18 protein-coding genes and 1 other annotated feature are annotated in these 17,183 nt (G+C 31.0%); of the genes, 2 read left to right on the top strand and 16 right to left on the bottom strand.

Annotated elements, in window-relative coordinates; all coding sequences use genetic code 11:
- The 5 genes from MR593_RS13155 to nadD all read right to left on the bottom strand — a co-directional run.
- Positions 1–365: polysaccharide deacetylase family protein (locus MR593_RS13155; protein WP_290693842.1), on the bottom strand; the 365-nt coding region annotated here is incomplete at its 3' end.
- A gap of 181 nt (positions 366–546) precedes the next feature.
- Positions 547–2,967 (bottom strand): leucine--tRNA ligase, encoded by a 2,421-nt coding sequence (gene leuS, locus MR593_RS13150; protein WP_290693840.1) that lies wholly within the window; start codon positions 2,965–2,967, stop codon positions 547–549.
- 143 nt (positions 2,968–3,110) lie between these two features.
- Positions 3,111–3,302: a binding site (T-box leader), on the bottom strand.
- A gap of 45 nt (positions 3,303–3,347) precedes the next feature.
- Positions 3,348–3,698, bottom strand: a complete 351-nt coding sequence (rsfS, locus tag MR593_RS13145; RefSeq protein WP_290693838.1) for a ribosome silencing factor — start codon at positions 3,696–3,698, stop codon at positions 3,348–3,350.
- A 73-nt stretch (positions 3,699–3,771) separates the two neighbouring features.
- Positions 3,772–4,350 carry a bis(5'-nucleosyl)-tetraphosphatase (symmetrical) YqeK gene (gene yqeK, locus MR593_RS13140; RefSeq protein WP_331474863.1) on the bottom strand — a complete coding sequence of 193 codons (579 nt, stop codon included), beginning with the start codon at positions 4,348–4,350 and terminating at the stop codon, positions 3,772–3,774.
- Complete coding sequence (gene nadD / locus MR593_RS13135; RefSeq protein ID WP_290693837.1) at positions 4,343–5,032, bottom strand: nicotinate-nucleotide adenylyltransferase; 690 nt, start codon at positions 5,030–5,032, stop codon at positions 4,343–4,345. The genes yqeK and nadD overlap by 8 nt, the downstream gene beginning before the upstream one ends.
- A gap of 137 nt (positions 5,033–5,169) precedes the next feature.
- Between nadD and recX the strand changes: the two genes are divergently transcribed.
- Positions 5,170–5,811: a recombination regulator RecX gene (gene recX / locus MR593_RS13130; protein WP_290693835.1), complete on the top strand. Its 642-nt coding sequence runs from the start codon at positions 5,170–5,172 to the stop codon at positions 5,809–5,811.
- A gap of 152 nt (positions 5,812–5,963) precedes the next feature.
- Here the strand turns inward: recX and MR593_RS13125 are convergent, their stop codons facing one another.
- The 3 genes from MR593_RS13125 to MR593_RS13115 all read right to left on the bottom strand — a co-directional run bounded on the left by MR593_RS13125 (position 5,964) and on the right by MR593_RS13115 (position 8,817).
- Positions 5,964–6,491 carry an ECF transporter S component gene (locus tag MR593_RS13125; protein ID WP_290693833.1) on the bottom strand — a complete coding sequence of 176 codons (528 nt, stop codon included), beginning with the start codon at positions 6,489–6,491 and terminating at the stop codon, positions 5,964–5,966.
- A 100-nt stretch (positions 6,492–6,591) separates the two neighbouring features.
- On the bottom strand, positions 6,592–7,737 hold the full coding sequence (locus MR593_RS13120; protein WP_290693845.1) for a pyridoxal-phosphate-dependent aminotransferase family protein: 1,146 nt from the start codon (positions 7,735–7,737) through the stop codon (positions 6,592–6,594).
- A 186-nt stretch (positions 7,738–7,923) separates the two neighbouring features.
- On the bottom strand, positions 7,924–8,817 hold the full coding sequence (locus MR593_RS13115; RefSeq protein WP_290693831.1) for a DUF4846 domain-containing protein: 894 nt from the start codon (positions 8,815–8,817) through the stop codon (positions 7,924–7,926).
- 104 nt (positions 8,818–8,921) lie between these two features.
- Here MR593_RS13115 and MR593_RS13110 point away from each other — a divergent pair, with 104 nt between their 5' ends.
- Positions 8,922–9,839, top strand: a complete 918-nt coding sequence (locus tag MR593_RS13110; RefSeq protein ID WP_290693829.1) for a ribonuclease Z — start codon at positions 8,922–8,924, stop codon at positions 9,837–9,839.
- Positions 9,840–10,017: 178 nt separating this feature from the next.
- Here the strand turns inward: MR593_RS13110 and MR593_RS13105 are convergent, their stop codons facing one another.
- The 8 genes from MR593_RS13105 to MR593_RS13070 form a co-directional block, all read right to left on the bottom strand.
- Positions 10,018–10,383 carry a YhbY family RNA-binding protein gene (locus MR593_RS13105; RefSeq protein ID WP_290693826.1) on the bottom strand — a complete coding sequence of 122 codons (366 nt, stop codon included), beginning with the start codon at positions 10,381–10,383 and terminating at the stop codon, positions 10,018–10,020.
- A gap of 29 nt (positions 10,384–10,412) precedes the next feature.
- A complete protein-coding gene (obgE, locus tag MR593_RS13100; protein ID WP_290693824.1) occupies positions 10,413–11,693 on the bottom strand; it encodes a GTPase ObgE in 1,281 nt (426 codons plus the stop codon).
- A 270-nt stretch (positions 11,694–11,963) separates the two neighbouring features.
- Positions 11,964–12,254, bottom strand: a complete 291-nt coding sequence (rpmA, locus tag MR593_RS13095) for a 50S ribosomal protein L27 (RefSeq protein ID WP_290693821.1) — start codon at positions 12,252–12,254, stop codon at positions 11,964–11,966.
- Positions 12,255–12,267: 13 nt separating this feature from the next.
- Positions 12,268–12,588 carry a ribosomal-processing cysteine protease Prp gene (locus MR593_RS13090; RefSeq protein WP_290693817.1) on the bottom strand — a complete coding sequence of 107 codons (321 nt, stop codon included), beginning with the start codon at positions 12,586–12,588 and terminating at the stop codon, positions 12,268–12,270.
- Positions 12,589–12,603: 15 nt separating this feature from the next.
- The gene (gene rplU, locus MR593_RS13085; RefSeq protein ID WP_290693814.1) at positions 12,604–12,918 is read right to left on the bottom strand and encodes a 50S ribosomal protein L21; all 315 of its coding nucleotides are present in this window, start codon (positions 12,916–12,918) and stop codon (positions 12,604–12,606) included.
- Positions 12,919–13,038: 120 nt separating this feature from the next.
- Positions 13,039–14,439 (bottom strand): Rne/Rng family ribonuclease, encoded by a 1,401-nt coding sequence (locus MR593_RS13080; RefSeq protein ID WP_290693811.1) that lies wholly within the window; start codon positions 14,437–14,439, stop codon positions 13,039–13,041.
- Between the two features lie 29 nt (positions 14,440–14,468).
- On the bottom strand, positions 14,469–15,167 hold the full coding sequence (locus tag MR593_RS13075; RefSeq protein WP_290693809.1) for a TIGR03936 family radical SAM-associated protein: 699 nt from the start codon (positions 15,165–15,167) through the stop codon (positions 14,469–14,471).
- Positions 15,168–15,169: 2 nt separating this feature from the next.
- Positions 15,170–17,014 carry a TIGR03960 family B12-binding radical SAM protein gene (locus tag MR593_RS13070; RefSeq protein ID WP_290693806.1) on the bottom strand — a complete coding sequence of 615 codons (1,845 nt, stop codon included), beginning with the start codon at positions 17,012–17,014 and terminating at the stop codon, positions 15,170–15,172.
- Positions 17,015–17,183: the final 169 nt, after the last annotated feature.

The following is a 17,183-nucleotide window of genomic DNA, read 5'->3' as shown; positions in this document are numbered from 1 at the left end:
GTTTTTTTAGATGCGTTTATATGAGTAAATGTATGATTTCCGATTTCATGGCCTTCTTCTTTTTCTCTTTTTACTATTTTTTTATTGTATGGAACTTTTTCTCCGATTAAAAAAAAGGTCGCCTTTACATTGTATTTTTTTAAAATATCTAAAACCTGAGGAGTGAATACTTCATCAGGACCATCATCAAAAGTCAAGGCGATAACTTTTTCGTTTTCATTTCCCTTTTTTATTATTATATCTTCATAATCGTATTTATAGCTGTCATAAGAGACGTCCTTCTCCGATTTATCATCAGCTATGCAAACTCCACAAAATCCTATTATAAATGAGAAAATAGCTAAAGTGTAAAGGATTTTTTTCATTTTAAAACCTCTTTTCTGTCTATTATTTTATCCATTAAAAATCGATTTCATTTCTAGTTTGCCCATATTTTATTTTTCATCATACTTTTTTTATATTTTTACGAGAAAATCTTTATCCTAATTTAACAAAAAAAGGATGCTACGATATCATAACATCCTCTGTATATGCTGATTTTTATAATTATTTTACAACTATATTTACTAATTTTTTAGGTACAGCGACAACTTTAACTACATTTTTGCCATCTATAGAAGCTTTTACTTTTTCATTTTCTAAAGCAGCTTTTTCCATATCTTCTTTAGACATATCTGCATCTATGCTTAATTTAGCTCTTACTTTACCGTTAACTTGAACTACTATTTCAATTTCGTCCTTAACTAGAGCTTTTTCATCGTATTCTGGCCAGCTTATATCGAATATGCTGCCTTCTTTACCTATCATTTCCCATAATTCTTCACCCATATGTGGTGTAAATGGAGCAAGTATAGTTATTATAGTTTCGATACCTTCTTTGATTATTCCATCATTTCTAGTATCTAATTCTTTGTATTTGTACATTTCGTTTATTAATTCCATTAATGCTGCTATAGCAGTATTAAATCCGAATTTTTCACTCAATTCACCTGTAACTTTTTTAAGTGTAGAGTGTATAGTATATCTCATAGCTTTATCTTCTTTAGTTGATACTTTTATTTCTGCGTTAGATTTTACTATGTCTTTTAATTCATCCACTAATCTGTAAACTCTGTTTAAGAATCTGAAGCATCCTTCAACACCTTGTTCAGACCAGTCTAAGTCTCTTTCTGGTGGAGCAGCGAATAATACGAACAATCTAGCAGTATCAGCACCGTATTCATCTATTATTTCAAGAGGAGATACTGTGTTACCTTTAGATTTACTCATTTTGCTACCATCCATTAATACCATACCTTGAGTAAGTAGGTTTTTGAATGGTTCGTCGAAATCTACCATTCCAACTTTCTTCAATGCTTTTGTGAAGAATCTAGCGTAAAGTAAATGCATTATAGCATGTTCTACACCACCGATGTATTGATCTACTGGCATCCATTTATTTACTAATTCTGAATCGAACATTTTTTCTTCGTTTTTGTTGTCTATATATCTTAAGAAGTACCAAGATGAGTCGACAAATGTATCCATTGTATCTACATCTCTAGTAGCTGGTTTACCACATTTTGGACAAACAGTATTTACGAAAGTCTTAGATGTAGTAAGTGGAGATTCACCTTTTCCTGTGAATTCAACATCTGTTGGAAGTAATATTGGTAAATCTTCTTTGTTTACTGGAACTATACCACAGTCTTCACAATAAACTACTGGTATTGGAACTCCCCAATATCTTTGTCTAGATAATAACCAGTCTCTAAGTCTGTAGTTAACAGTCTTTTTACCTCTTCCTTCTTTAGCTAATTTTTCAGTTATTTTATCTTGAGCTGTTTTGTAATCTAAGCCGTTGAATTCTTCTGAATTTATTAATTTACCATCTTCATCAATAACTGGTATTATGTCAAGGTTGTATTTTTCAGCAAATGCTTTATCTCTATCATCATGTGCTGGAACCGCCATTATCGCACCAGTACCATAATCCATTAAGATGTAGTTTGCTATCCAAAGAGGTACTCTCTTACCATTAACTGGGTTTATTACATATTTACCTATGAACATACCTTCTTTTTCAGCATCTGCAGCAGTTCTTTCTATTTCAGTCTTAGTATGCATTTTTTGAACGAATTCATTTACAGCTTCTTCGTATTCAGTACCAGCTACTAATTCCTTAACTAGTGGACTTTCTGGAGCTAAACACATGAAAGTAACACCGTAAGTAGTGTCAGGTCTAGTAGTATAAACTACCATTTTTTCGTCTGTTCCTTCTATGTCGAATACTAATTCTGCACCGTGAGATTTTCCTATCCAGTTTCTTTGCATTGTTTTAACTTTTTCAGGCCAACCATCTAATTCATCTAAACCTTGTAGTAATTCTTCTGCAAATTCAGTAGTTTTGAAATACCATTGTTCTAGTTCTTTTTTGATTACTGTAGAGTCACATCTTTCACATTTTCCACCTACAACTTGTTCATTTGCAAGAACAGTTTCACAAGATGGACACCAGTTTACATAAGATTTTTTCTTATATGCAAGTCCTGCTTCTAAGAATTTTAAGAATATTTCTTGTGTAAATTTGTAGTAATCAGGATTGGATGTAGCTAATTCTCTTTCCCAGTCATAGCTAAGTCCCAATAATTTTAATTGGTTTTTCATATCGTCGATGTTTTCATAAGTCCATTTTGCTGGATGTATTCCGTGTTTTATAGCTGCATTTTCTGCTGGAAGTCCAAATGAATCCCATCCCATTGGATGCAATACATTATATCCTTCCATTTTTTTAAATCTAGCTACAACGTCACCTATTGAATAGTTTCTAACGTGACCCATATGTATTTTACCTGATGGGTATGGGAACATTTCTAGTGTGTAATATAAAGGTTTTGAAGTATCTCTTGTATCAGTTTTATATTGGTTTGTTTCTTCCCATTTTTTTTGCCATTTAGCTTCTACTTTTTTAAAATTGTAAACGCTCATTGTCTTACCTCCTAATTGTGCTTAATAAATCTCTCATTTATTATCAAATTTATTCATAAGAAAATATACCTATTAATTTATAATTTTGTGGCTATAAAAATATTTTATAAAATACAAAAATCCTCGTTCCTAAACAGAATTTGTTTAGGGACGAGGATATATATTCTTCGCGGTACCACCCTAATTAGCCTAAAAAGACTCACTTAGATGGTCTATAAGCCAACCACGGCCAAATAATTTGATACTAACAAGTTCAGCAATATTATTTAACTAATTCACACCTACCATTAGCTCTCTGAATAAATAATCTAGTCGCCTACTACTTTAGTTTATTTGATAAAAATTTTGAAATTTCGCTATAATTCAATATATTATCATTTTTAGTTTAAAGTGTCAACATCTACATATGGAGCATCTTTCCATAATTTTTCAAGGTTATAAAATCCTCTATTTTCTTCATCAAATATGTGGACTATTATATCTCCATAATCAAGTAATATCCAGCTTTGTGTTTCATATCCTTCTTTAGCTCTTGGTTCTATACCTTGTTCAGTTAACGCATCTTGTACGCTATCAGCTATTGCCTTTACTTGTCTAGCTGAAGAACCTGTAGCTATTACGAAGTAATCACAAAGACTAGAAACTTTTCCTATATTAATAATCGCTATATCTTGACCTAATTTATCATCAATTGCGTCGTATGCAACTTTTACCATTTGTTCAACTGTCATCAATTTACCTCTCTTTCATAAAAAATAACATATTTATTAATTATATCATAATATTCGACTTGAACCAATAAATTTAACGATTTTCTTGCATAAGATAATTTCTGGCACTTATACTTCTTAGATGAATTAATTGGTCGTTTTCTATAACAAATTTTATCGTGTTGTTAAATGAATCAATTAGAGCCTTATTTAATTGTCCTCCAAAAGATAATTCTCTAAGATAATCTACTCCAGGAAAATCTCTACCTTCTTCAATCATATCGGCCATGAGTATTACCTTTTCTAATATTGTCATATTTTCCCTTCCAGTAGTATGATATCTCACTGCATTTATTATATCCACATCCTTTATGTTAAATACATCTTGAATAACATAAGATCCAATAACGCTGTGAGATAAAGCTATATTATCTACCTCCATAGGATCTAATACTATATCGTATTTTTTGACATATGCTTCAATTTCATCCTTTGTAAAATATTTTGCGCAGTCGTGTACAAGCCCTGCTAAATAAGCCTTATCTTTATCGCATCCGTATATTTCACTTAACTTTACTGCACAATTTGCTACATTTATAGAATGCTTTAATCTTTTGGGCTTTAACATTTTTTTTAATTGTTCTATTATCTTTTCTGTATCCAAACTATTCATCTCCAACTCCATATAGATTTTTTTCCATTATATATCTCTCCACACTTTCAGGAATTAAATATCTAACAGAATTACCTTTTTTTAGTTGATCTCTTATATATGTAGAAGATATATCTAAAGATGGAACATATACATTTATTATATTGGCATTGTATTTTCTCTCAAGACTTTCAATTTTATCTTGGGCTGTAAGTAAGCTTATACCCGGTCTAGTAGCAGCTATAAAGGTAGCTAGCTTGAAATTTTCTTCTACATCCTTCCACTCTTCTATATCGCAAATGGCATCTGCACCTGTTATAAAGAAAATTTCAGCAGTTGGATAATTCTTTTTTAAGTATCTAAGTGTATCTACTGTATATGTCTTTCCTTTTTTTTCAATTTCAGTATTAAATGCTAAGAAATCCTTATTTTGGGCAATAGCCAAAAGTACCATATTGTATCTATCGTACTTATCAGTAATATTCCATAACTTATGTGGCGGATCTCCCGCTGGTATAAGTATAATTTTATCTAATTTATATTTACATCTAATAAATTCCACTGTTGCTAAATGTGCGTAGTGTATAGGGTCAAATGTACCTCCTAAAACACCTACTCTCAATCCATCATAATTTTTTTCAAAATCCGCTATCTTATCATTGTTACAAAACGTAGATTCGATAACTAAATCATAAATGCTCATCAATTTTCTCCTTTTTTATCACAAATATATACAGTATTATATCATTTTAATTATGTAAAGTAAAAAATGATTATTTTTTGTCAATAATTTTTTATATAGTATAATATAAATATTAACAAAAAACGAGGAGGCTACACATGGCAATTATAACAAAAATAGAAGCTCAAAAGAAAAACGACGACAGGGTTAATATATATGTAGATGAAAAATTCTTTATGGCGATTTACAAAGAATTGGTTTTTTCCTTTAATTTAAAAAAAGGCCAGGAAATAGATAAAGATTATTTAAAAAATATCTTAGATGATGAAATATACATGAAGGCAAAAAATAAAGCATTAAATATACTATCAAAATCCAGCCAATCAGAAAAACAAATACAACAAAAGCTTTCTAAAGATTTTGAAGAGCATACTATAGATAGAGTTATCGAGTTTTTGCAAAAATATAAGTTTGTAGACGACGAAGATCTTGCTAATAGAATTGTAAATACAAACGTAAATTTAAACAAATACGGCAAAAATAAAATCAAGCAAAATCTATACAACAAAGGTATAGATAAATCTATCATCGAACAAGCTATGAATGAAATAGACTCCGATAAAGAATTTGAAAATGCGCTCTATCTAGGCAAAAAAAGATACGACAGGCTAAAAAACGAAGATCCTAGAAAAGCCTACCAAAAAATAGGCAATCATTTAGCTTACAAAGGCTTTAATTATGATATAATAAAAAAAGTATTAAATAGATTATTTAACGACATTGATGAGTATTCTTGTTAATTGTAATTGGAGGTATATACATGAAAATAGCGATCGCAGTAGTATGCGTAATTCTTGGAATCTACAATATAAGAAATTTATACAAGCAAGATAGAATGAGATAATAAAATGGAGGCCGATTACGCCTCCATTTTTAATATAAAATTTTTATTTTATCTCATACATTTTTTTAATGCTTTAGCAATTGGTACTCCAAGTATTAATCCAACTACTATTTGAGTTATGTTTCCAGGTATTGACATCATAGGTGATACCCAGTTTCCATATAAAATACCTTCAGTTATATAATATCCTATTATCATCCATACACCTGAAATTATTATAGCAGCTATATTTACAAGCATATTATTGCCTTCTCTTCCATTAGACCAAGCTATTTTTCCTATTATATATCCCATAACTCCTCTTATCACAAATGTAAATGGCGCCCACATAGCCCATTCTGATAATAAATCAAATAATCCCATTCCAAAGGCACCTGCTGCGGCTCCTTTTTTAGAACCAAATACTATTGCTGCTACAAATAGCATAGTATTTCCTAAATGAACTAACCCACCAGATGCAGCTATTGGTAATCTTATATTTATAAATCTTGTTGCGATATAAACTAGTGCAATTAAAAGCGCTGTTTCTACTAGGTCTTTTGTATTTACTCTACTGTTTTGTTTAACTTCTTGCATTTGTATCCTCCTTAATTTATATTATTACTATTGTCCTAATACATTTAGGACAATAGTAATTTATTCAATTTTAATCTAACTTTAAATATCTCATAAATATTTAAGCATTATAATATTTATTAAATAATTCAACTAAATTTTTGTCAGTCTTAAATCCTAAGTCTTTAAGTCCTAAATCTAAGTAATTAAGAACAGGTACTATAGCTTCATGCTTAGCATTTTCACCCATATGACCTATTCTAAGTATTTTTCCTGTATATTGAGCTAGTGATGTTGTCATTACTAGGTTGTATTTTTCTAATAAATGTTTAACTAAATTTCCTGCTCCTATTTCTTCAGGAATATCTACAACTGTTACTGTATTTGAATATCCATTTTCTAGGAACAATTTTAATCCATATTCTTCTACTGCTTTTCTTGTAGCATTTGCAATTTTTGCGTGTCTCTTATGTACGTTTTCAAGTCCTTCATCTAATATGTTGTCAAGTGCTACATCAAGTCCCATAATATCGCTTATAGGCATTGTGTATGGGAACCATTTGTCTTTGTAGTAATTTTCCCATATAGTTAAATTGCAGTAAAATCCTGCTATAGGAGTTTTTCTGTTTTTCATTGCAGATTTTGCATCTTCACTTACCCCTACCATAGTAAGTCCTGTTGGAGCTGAAATAGCCTTTTGAGAACCTCCACAAACTATGTCTATTTGCCAGTTGTCTACTTCTATATTTTCTCCTACCATCGCAGCAACTGAATCTACAACTGTTAGTATGCCGTATTTTTTAAGAAGTGGACATATTTTTGATAGGTCGTTTAAAACTCCTGTTGGTGTATCGCAGTGTACTACTGTAGCGTATTTGAAATCATGGTCGTCTTCTAAGAATTTTGCTAACTTATCCACATCTATTTCTTTTTTATAATCATCTGAGAAATATACAACTTCTCCTCCGTACATTTTTACGAAGTCGTCAAAACCTCTACCAAATATCCCGTTATCTATTACTAAAACACGATCTCCCTTTTCTGTAAGAGATGCACAAGCAGCTTCTAGACCTAAAATTCCTTCTCCACTTAATATATAAACATCGTTTGTTGTCTTCAATATTTTTGCCATTTTATCGCAAGTATTTTTATAGAATTCGCAAAATTCTACGTCTACATCAGGGTTAGTTGTCTTTTCAGCTCTTTTTAATCTTACATTTTCTCTGACCTCTGATGGACCTGGTGTATATACAATTTTATCGTTCATCTTGTTCATGTCGTCACTCCTAACTATAAATCAACTTATTTTTAAATTAAAAAAAGATAATATATTTCTATCGTCTTAAAGATATTATATATTATCTCTATTTTATTGCAATACAATATGACATAAATTAGGAATTGTATGGGTATAATTTGTATCATATTGATACTTTTTTTATTTTATTTTAAATTAAAATCTTTTTAGTTGATCCCTTGTAAATGTCCACTCCGGTGTTTTTATATTTTCTCCAAAATCTAAGCTATACCAAGGACTTAGAGATTCATCATTTGGGTTTATTAGAAGCTGAGTCTGTTGAGCTGGCATATAGCTTTGAGCGAGCATAAATACCTTTCCTCCTGTTTTTTTATTTTCTGCCATATCCACAACTATAGCACAATGACCTGGAGAACCTCCTTTTATAAATACATCTCCTATTTGCATATCTTCTACATCGACACTTTCTAGCTCTTCATCTAAGGACAAGGTAGAACTATAGGCAAACACTATATCCATGTATTTTCTAAATGTATCATAAGTATTACTCTCTCTCGTAGCCTTATAATACGAAGAGGAATTATCTCCTACACTAATTCTATATCCTCTTCTCCACTTGCTATATTCGGCATTAAATCCATCTACGAAGTGAAAGCTTATATCATCGTATCTTTTATTTTGATACAAATACTCAGCCCTCAAAAGCATTACTGCATCTGCACATTGGTGTAAGTCTCTATCGCCAATATCTACATCAAATACGCTGTCGTATACATTTGGTTTGTCTTTGACGCGGCCGTCATAATATTTTACTTTATCGCCGTAATCCTCTAATTTAGAGTTTCTCAAAAATTTACCAAAGCTATTTTCATCTACAGGAACTCTCTCATAGCCCTCTGGAACATCGTATCTATCTCTTAAAATATTTTCATCTTTTTTTACTGTTATCACATTGCTTTTTTCATTCTGACTTAAATCACTAATATCGCTAGAACTTTGAACCTGACTTTTCAAATCACTACATCCACTAAACAAAAAAATACTAAAAACTAAAGATACAACAACGACTAAAAATTTGATTTTTTTCATAATATTTTACCCCCTTATTTACTAATTTTACATTAAACGGTTAAAATATAAGTAACGTAAATGTTACAATATATTAAAAATTATTAACCTGCAAGGAGGTATATATGATAGATTTAATTTTACTGGGCTGTGGTGGAAATGTACCTATGCCAAATAGGTTTCTTTCCTCTCTTTTTATAAATTACAAGGGCAGAAAAATACTGATAGACTGCGGAGAAGGAACTCAAGTAGCTATGAAAAAAAACAACTGTGGCTTTAAAGGAATAGATTTAATACTTATAACGCATCTACACGGCGACCATATAATAGGATTGATAGGTCTACTTCAGACTATCGGAAATAGCGGGAAAACCGACGACCTAACTATAGTCGGTCCCACAGGAATAATAGAGGCTATGAACGCCATTAAAGTATTGATTGAATATCTACCGTATAGAGTATATGTAATCGAAAATCCACGTGATAAATTTATCATCGACAAAGAAATTATAAGCGATATCGAAATTTCAACTATAGATTTAGACCATTCTACTGAATGCATAGGATATAGCCTGTATTTTAAGAGAAAAGCTAAATTCGATAGAGAAAAAGCCATGGCAAATGAAGTTCCACAAAAACTTTGGAAAAAACTCCAAGAAAACGACACTGTAATCTACGGAGATAAAACTTATTACTCAGACATGGTCCTAGGAGATGAGCGCAGAGGGATAAAACTAAGCTTTATAACTGATACTAGACCTATCTTTGATATACCAAAATTTATATATGGAAGTGACCTATTCGTGTGTGAAGCTATGTACGGGGACGATTTAGATATATCAAAAGCTGTTAAAAACAAGCACATGACCTTCAGAGAAGCAGCTAATTTAGCTAATAACGGAAATGTAGATAAGCTACTTCTAACTCATTTCAGCCCTTCTCTTGAAGAACCTAAGGAATTTATCCAAAATGCGACTAAATTTTTTAAAAACACAATAGTCGGTGAAGATGGATTATCTCTAAATTTATCATATAAAGATTGATTTGTTAGATAAATTAAAAAATTTAATTTATTTTAATAATTTGTAGAGGAATTTTAATATACATATCGAATTTTATAATTATCCTTTACTATTTTAAAATTTAATTCAAAAAAAGAATTGCCCTGTTTAATTTTCGGACAATTCTTTTCTTTTTTAAAATCATATATGGATTTATTTTCTATCTCTTAGATCTCTTTGTAGGTCTACCTTTTTTAGTTGTATCTTCATTATTAACCTTTTTCTTAGGTTTTTGACCTGGGAATAATATCTTAGGTTCTTCTATATTTTTTCTGTATATTGTAAATTTAAAACCTATAGCTTGAACAAATTCTGCTCTTAATGCATTGCATATATAATTTGCAGTTTCCTTTGCGTCAAGTCCAGCAGTTTCAAGTATATTTATTTTAACTAATTCTCTAGCGTTTAGCATATCATCTAATTGCTCTAAAAATCTCTCATTTACACCGTCTTTACCTATTTGAGTTATAGGCTTCATAGTATTTGCAAGAGATCTTAAATAAGCTCTTTGTTTACTATTTAACATGTTTTCCTCCTAATTTATAATTATCTATTCTAATCGTAGAATTCAAATTCTACTTCGTATATTTTAACAGTATCTCCATCTTCTATACCCATTTCTCTAAGTCTATCAAATACTCCTTCGTTTTCCATAGTTTTTTGGAAGAATTGTATAGATTCCATATCGTCAAAATCGACAGAATACATGATTCTTCTAAGCTTCTTACCTGTAACTACATATACTCCATTTTCGTCGATTTCTATAGCTAATTCCTCTTCACCCGTATTGTCAAGCTCTGGTCTGTAGTATTCTTCTTCTGATACTAGCTCAACATCCTCTACCTCTTGAAGTAGTTGTGATGTATATGCTATTACATCGTCTACACCATCTCTAGTAGCAGCAGACATCTTAAATACCTTATACCCTCTATCTTCTAAAGTCTTTTTGAAGTTTTCATAAATTGATTCATCAAATAATAAATCGGCTTTATTTGCAACTACTATTTGAGGTCTAGTAGCTAATTTTTCGTTGTATAGTTTTAATTCATCGTTTATCTTATCGAAATCTTCAATAGGATCTCTACCTTCGATTCCTGATATATCTACTATATGAATAAGTACCTTTGTTCTTTCGACATGTCTTAAGAAATCATGTCCAAGACCTACACCCTCTGCAGCACCTTCTATAAGACCTGGTATATCTGCAAGCACAAAGCTATCCCCAAAATTAGTCTTCACAACTCCTAAATTTGGAGTCAATGTCGTAAAGTGATAGTTTGCTATCTTAGGTCTTGCCTTAGTTACTACTGATAAGAAAGTTGATTTACCTACATTAGGGAACCCTAAAAGCCCTACATCGGCTATCATCTTAAGCTCTAGTATTACCCATCTCTCTTCTCCATCAGTTCCTGATTTTGCAAAGCTAGGTGCTTGTCTTACTGCATTTGCAAAATGTTGGTTTCCTTTTCCGCCTCTACCACCTTTTGCAACTACAGCTTCATCACCGTCGTGTTTTAAATCTGCTATTACTAAATTAGTAGCCTCGTCTCTTATTATTGTCCCTGGTGGAACCTTTAGTATTAAGTCTTCACCGTTTTTTCCTGCTTGTCTTTTTTTGCTTCCGTCAGCTCCCGGCTCACCTACGTATTTCTTTTTGTATTTGAAATCCATTAAAGTTCTAAGTCCTGTATCTACCTTGAAGATTATACTAGCTCCACGACCGCCATCTCCGCCATCTGGTCCTCCTGCTGGAACGTATTTTTCTCTTCTAAATGATACTGCACCATTTCCGCCGTTTCCTGCTTTTACGAATATTCTAGCTTTATCTATAAACAAGTCCTTCACCTCCTAAATAATTATTATTATTTCCAAATCTAAGGTATATATTATTCATCTAAAATAAGAAAATCTTTATCCTAAAGATCCATAATGTTGATTTTTTAGCACTTGACGCAGTAAGTGCGATAACCTTTTTGAAATGCATGACGAAAATTATATTTATCCACAATTTCAAAGGAATATAATTTAAGTACTTGGCGCAGCAAGTACACTACCCTTTCCTATGCATTATAAAAAGGAGTGTATGTACACTCCTTTCCTTTATAATTATTCAGCAACTTCTACTGGATATATACTTACTTTTTTTCTTTTTTTGTCGTATCTTTCGAACTTAACAGTACCGTCTATTAATGCGAATAAAGTATCGTCTCCACCTTTACCTACATTAGTTCCTGGATGTATTTTAGTACCTCTTTGTCTTACTATTATACTACCAGCAGTAACTACTTGTCCGTCGTATTTTTTAACACCTAATCTCTTTGATATAGAATCTCTACCATTTTTAGAAGACCCTACCCCTTTCTTAGATGCTAATAATTGTAAGTTCATGTTTAACATTTGGAGTCACCCCCTACTTTTTTAAGATTTTTATATTTTTCGGATATTGTCCTTTTATCATTTCGATTGTAAGCTTAAAGTGTTCTAGCAATAAATCTGTCTTTTCATTTAGACATTCATCTTTTACTATACACTCTATAAATCCTTCTTGTCCTATCTCGGACTCGAACTCTACTTTTGCAAGTAAATTCAATGAGTTATCCACACCAATTGCATTAGATGTGACAGCTGCGCAAACTATATCGTATCCACTTTCTGCGTAATCTGCATGTCCCTTTAGTGTGAATCCTTTTAATTTGAAATCATCTGTGTAATGATATTTTACTTTTATCATTTTACACTCCAATGACTAAGCGTTTATTGCTTCTATAACTAACTTAGTATATGGTTGACGATGTCCTTGTTTTCTTCTGTAGTCTTTTTTAGCTTTGTATTTGTAAACTATTACTTTTTTAGCTTTACCTTGAGCTACAACTTTAGCAGATACAGTAGCACCTTCTACTACTGGAGCACCAACAGTTAATTTTCCGTCTTCACCAGCAACAGCTAATACTTGATCTAAAGTTACAACGTCACCTTCGTTAGCTTCTAATTTTTCTACAAATAATACATCACCTTGAGAAACTTTATATTGTTTCCCACCTGTTTTAACTATAGCGTACATTCATATACACCTCCTCGGTCTCAAACTCGCCATATAGGTACTTTCATAAGAAAGATTTTAACCTTTTCTGTGCGGCATTACAGTTATTAATATTACATCTTTTTTGGATAAAAGTCAATATTATTTAAAAATAATTTTTGTGTCTTTTTGATTTATTTTTTGCGCTTTTGCTATTTCAATATTTATATCGTATTTAGCTTCGATTTTATTTAAAACCGCTATATAATTATTTTTAATTTCATCGTAAATATACGGTATAAACTCCACTAGAATATTTTTATAATCTGTGTGCTCTTTAATTCTCATAATTTCCTTTTCTAAATCATCTAATATGTAATTTATCGATTTTCGACTAAAATCACTTCTACATCGCTCACAGGCTCTCAAATAATAAGAATCAATAGAGTCTTTTTCTCTTCTTCTAGCAATTTCTACAAGTCCTAGCTTAGTTATTCCTAAGACCTCTGATTTTCTTTTATCCTTATTTAAATTTTCTTCTAATATTTTTATTAAATTTTCCTTTGATTTTTTTTTGTATAAATCAATAAAATCTACTATTATTATTCCACCAATATCTCTTATCTTTAATTGTCTTGCAATTTCTTCGCAGGCTTCTATGTTTGTCTTGTACATAGTCTCTTCTCTAGAGATATTTCCTGTAAATTTACCTGTATTTACATCTATAACTGTCAGTGCCTCTGTTTTCTCTATTATCAAGTATCCGCCACTTTTTAGCCATACCTTTTTGCTTAGAGCTTTTTCTATTTCTTTTGAAACCTTGTATAAATCAAATACGTCTTTATTTTCCTCTAAAACTAATTTATTTATATAATTCTTATCTATTTTATTTAATATACTTTTAATCTCTGTATATTTATTTTTATCATTGAATATTATTTTATCTATATTTTCATTGATATTATCTTTAATATATTTTGTATCTAAATCCAATTCTCTATAAATTAATTTTGGTCCAATTCCAAGCTTAAATTGCTTTAATATATTTTGGTATTTATTTACTAATAAATCAAAATCCTCTTTAAGTTTATCTATATCACATCCAACAGCCTCTGTTCTGATTATTATACCTATATTTTCTTTATTAAAGGATTTTACTATCTTTTTAAGCCTAAATCTCTCTTTTTCATCTAGTATTTTATTTGATATAGTAGTTCTATCGTTAGATGGAATCAATACCAAATACCTACCAGACAAACTTATCTCCTGTGTTAGCTTAGGGGCTTTAGTTCCTACTGATTCCTTTTTAATTTGTACAAGAACCTCCATACCATTTTTGATGTCATCAGAATTTTTAATCGGTAAATACGCCATCTTTTCAAAACCTATATCTACAAATGCTGCCTCTATTCCCGGCTTTATATTTTTAACTATGCCCCTGTATATATTGGATTTTGTTTTTTTATGTATATTATCTTCAATTAATAATTCTACAAGCTTATCGTCCTCCATCACTGCTGTTTGAGTAGATGAAATTAAAGACTGCACTATAATTTGTTTCATATCTGCTCTCACTTATTTTAAAATATATACTAAAGTGGAGTTACTAATTGACCATCTTCAACTGCGTATAAATCACGTCTTAAAACATTTACATCTCTTGGATCCATTTCTAAACAAAGCATATCTAAAATTTGAGGTATCAATATATTTATATTTAAGTTAGCCTTTGAACCTGTCGCTATAGTAGATACAAATGTAACTCTCTCGTCATCTAAGCTAACTAAGTCGAAATTCTTGATTAAAGGTCTAATATCAACTTCTACATTTTTTCCTTTTTTGTTTTTCTTTGTTACTATTATTTCTTTGCTCTTTATGAATTTTAATACTCTAGACTTAACGAACTCCTTGCTTAGAGGTTTTTCTAAGTCTATACTAAATATATATTCTCCATAAACTATTATTGAAGATAATGAAGGTGTTTTAGGATCTATTTCCTTTGCCTTTATAAATTTAATTCCATCTGGTAACTCATCATTAATTCTTTGTAAAAATTCCTTTACTTCTATATCGTCTTCAATCTCGATGTCGACATATTCTCCTTGGCTTTCCACACCTAAAGCAAGTGCATTACCATAGCTCATCTTAGGATGAGGATTAAATCCTTCAGAATAACTTAAAGTTATCTTAGCTCTTCTAAAAGCTCTTTGTAGTAGTCTTTGTAAATCTAGATGAGATATAAAAATCATTTCATCTTCTTTTTTGTACTTAACTCTTATTAATTTACTCATAACTAACACAACCCCTTTCCAATATCATGTACATTTATTCCACAGCCATTACATTGATGTCTACAGTCAACTGTTACCTTTTCTTGTTTTGCTTTTTCATTTTCTCTGATTAAGAATTTCTTGCTGACACCGACATCTATATGGTCCCAAGGGAATACTTCATCATAAGATCTCTCTCTGTTTGCATAAAAATCTATACTTAAATTATTTTTTGCCATAGCTTCTTCGTATATTTCTAATTTGAAAAATTCATTCCATCCATCGAATTTTGCACCCATTTTAAATGCGTCGTATAATACCTTTCCTAGTCTTCTGTCGCCTCTTGCAAGTACTGCCTCCATTAAACTAGTTCTTGAATCGTGGTAGTTGTATTTTATATCTCTATTTTTAAGAGCTTTTATCAAGTAATGTTGTTTATTTATAACTTCTTCAGTCTTATCTTGTCCATGCCATTGGAATGGAGTAAATGGTTTTGGTACAAATGTAGATGTACTCACTGTAACTGAGAATTTTCTCTTAAGCTTTCCACCGTGTACTGTTCTATAAGTATCTATAACATCGTATGCAAGCTTTCCTATACCGTCTAAATCCTCGTATGTTTCAGTTGGAAGACCTATCATAAAGTAAAGCTTAACACTGTCCCAGCCCATTTCAAATGCCTTTTTAGTTGTGTTTTTTAAGTCTGCTTCTGTTACACCCTTGTTGATTACATCTCTAAGTCTTTGAGTACCGGCTTCTGGTGCAAATGTAAGTCCAGATTTTCTGACTTGTTGTATTTTTTCTGCTATTTCCATAGAGAAATTGTCAAGTCTAAGCGATGGTAGAGATATACCTATGTTTTCTGGTGTAAATTCATCGACTAAGAAATCAGTAAGCTCTGATAACTTAGAGTAGTCGCTTGTACTAAGTGATGATAGAGATATTTCGTCATATCCTGTATTGTCTACTAATTCTCTTACAGATTTAGATAAATTCTCGATGCTCTTTTCTCTTATAGGTCTGTAAATCATACCGGCTTGACAGAATCTACATCCTCTTGTACATCCTCTGAATAATTCTAAAACTACTCTATCGTGTACTATTTCTATATAAGGAACTATTAATTTTTCTGGATAGTAAACCTCATCCATATTTCTCATTATTCTTTTGTGTACTTTTTCAGGTACACCTTCTCTGTTTGGTTTTACGCTCTTTATAGTTTCGTCTTCGTTGTATTCGACATCGTAGAAGCTTGGGATATAAACTCCTTCTATTTTTGCAACTCTAGCTAAAAAATCCTCTCTAGTAGTCTTGTTTTTCTTCCACTCCTTGTATTCGTTTACGACTTCTAAGTTTACCTCTTCACCTTCACCTAATATAGCTATATCTATAAAATCAGCAAGTGGTTCACAGTTATACGCACATGACCCTCCTACCATTATAAATGGATCGTCTAACTCTCTGTCCTCTCTCATTATAGGAATACCAGCTAAATCCATCATATTTAGTATATTAGAGTATGAAAGCTCGTATTGAAGAGTAAATGCTACAAAATCAAAATCCCTTATAGATTGTCTAGATTCTAACGCAAATAGAGGTATGTCGTTTTCTCTCATAATAGCTTCCATATCTTGAGCTGGAGCGTATACCCTTTCGCAAAATACGTCTTCATCTCTATTTATTACTCTGTATAGTATTTGACTACCTAAATGACTCATCCCTACTTCGTATAAATCTGGGAAACAATGTGCATATCTTATTAAGTTTTCATTTGTAGTATCTTTATGAATAGAATTTATTTCATTTCCAAGATATCTAGCAGGTTTTTCTACTTTTTTAAGTATTTTTTTAAATTTTTTATTATCCATCTATTTTTTAACCCTCCATATTTTTACTTAAATTACAAATCAATCATTTTTATATATTAATAGATATAAAACCAATATGGATTTTATTATACACTATAAAATATTATGTTCAAAGTACTTTGTTTATAGTTAAACCAAAAGTCATTATTCAGTAATAACTATAGTTTTT

This window comes from Intestinibacter sp. (genome assembly GCF_022780145.1).
Taxonomy (GTDB): Bacteria; Bacillota; Clostridia; order Peptostreptococcales; family Peptostreptococcaceae; genus Intestinibacter.
The sequence above is the reverse complement of the archived record's forward strand: the minus strand, read 5'-3'. Positions and strand labels throughout refer to the sequence as shown.

Bases quoted from the DNA above. Each gene is read 5' to 3' on its own strand.
- leuS (WP_290693840.1), bottom strand. From the start codon at position 2,967: ATGAGCGTTTACAATTTTAAAAAAGTAGAAGCTAAATGGCAAAAAAAA.
- rsfS (WP_290693838.1), bottom strand. From the start codon at position 3,698: ATGACAGTTGAACAAATGGTAAAAGTTGCATACGACGCAATTGATGAT.
- yqeK (WP_331474863.1), bottom strand. From the start codon at position 4,350: ATGAATAGTTTGGATACAGAAAAGATAATAGAACAATTAAAAAAAATG.
- nadD (WP_290693837.1), bottom strand. From the start codon at position 5,032: ATGAGCATTTATGATTTAGTTATCGAATCTACGTTTTGTAACAATGAT.
- recX (WP_290693835.1), top strand. From the start codon at position 5,170: ATGGCAATTATAACAAAAATAGAAGCTCAAAAGAAAAACGACGACAGG.
- MR593_RS13125 (WP_290693833.1), bottom strand. From the start codon at position 6,491: ATGCAAGAAGTTAAACAAAACAGTAGAGTAAATACAAAAGACCTAGTA.
- MR593_RS13120 (WP_290693845.1), bottom strand. From the start codon at position 7,737: ATGAACGATAAAATTGTATATACACCAGGTCCATCAGAGGTCAGAGAA.
- MR593_RS13115 (WP_290693831.1), bottom strand. From the start codon at position 8,817: ATGAAAAAAATCAAATTTTTAGTCGTTGTTGTATCTTTAGTTTTTAGT.
- MR593_RS13110 (WP_290693829.1), top strand. From the start codon at position 8,922: ATGATAGATTTAATTTTACTGGGCTGTGGTGGAAATGTACCTATGCCA.
- MR593_RS13105 (WP_290693826.1), bottom strand. From the start codon at position 10,383: ATGTTAAATAGTAAACAAAGAGCTTATTTAAGATCTCTTGCAAATACT.
- rpmA (WP_290693821.1), bottom strand. From the start codon at position 12,254: ATGTTAAACATGAACTTACAATTATTAGCATCTAAGAAAGGGGTAGGG.
- MR593_RS13090 (WP_290693817.1), bottom strand. From the start codon at position 12,588: ATGATAAAAGTAAAATATCATTACACAGATGATTTCAAATTAAAAGGA.
- rplU (WP_290693814.1), bottom strand. From the start codon at position 12,918: ATGTACGCTATAGTTAAAACAGGTGGGAAACAATATAAAGTTTCTCAA.
- MR593_RS13080 (WP_290693811.1), bottom strand. From the start codon at position 14,439: ATGAAACAAATTATAGTGCAGTCTTTAATTTCATCTACTCAAACAGCA.
- MR593_RS13075 (WP_290693809.1), bottom strand. From the start codon at position 15,167: ATGAGTAAATTAATAAGAGTTAAGTACAAAAAAGAAGATGAAATGATT.
- MR593_RS13070 (WP_290693806.1), bottom strand. From the start codon at position 17,014: ATGGATAATAAAAAATTTAAAAAAATACTTAAAAAAGTAGAAAAACCT.